The sequence below is a fragment of the Macrococcus brunensis genome, assembly GCF_004359615.1.
Taxonomy (GTDB): domain Bacteria; phylum Bacillota; class Bacilli; order Staphylococcales; family Staphylococcaceae; genus Macrococcus; species Macrococcus brunensis.
Window position 1 is genome coordinate 1 of sequence record NZ_SCWA01000070.1, and the last position, 350, is coordinate 350.

General features: G+C 53.4%; 1 protein-coding gene. It reads left to right on the plus strand.

All coding sequences use genetic code 11. The features are described 5' to 3' along the window. On the plus strand, positions 1–350 hold a 350-nt coding region (locus ERX27_RS11270; protein WP_133432865.1), incomplete at both ends, for a Rib/alpha-like domain-containing protein.

The window sequence follows — 350 nt, forward strand, 5'->3', positions numbered from 1 at the left end:
CAGTGGAATGGCAGACACCACCGGATGTATCCAAGCCGGGCGCGACAACAGGCACAGTAGTGGTGACATATCCAGACGGTACAAAAGATGTGGTAACAGTACCAGTGACAGTAGAAGTACCTGCAGGACCGACGGATGCCGTTGAAAACACGCCAATCGTGACACCGATCACAACACCGGTAGGTGTAGTACCGCCAGCAACAGAGGGCATCGGTAATGAAGGTACATTCCCGCCAGGCACAACAGTGGAATGGCAGACACCACCGGATGTATCCAAGCCGGGCACGACAACAGGCACAGTAGTGGTGACATATCCAGACGGTACAAAAGATGTGGTAACAGTACCAGTG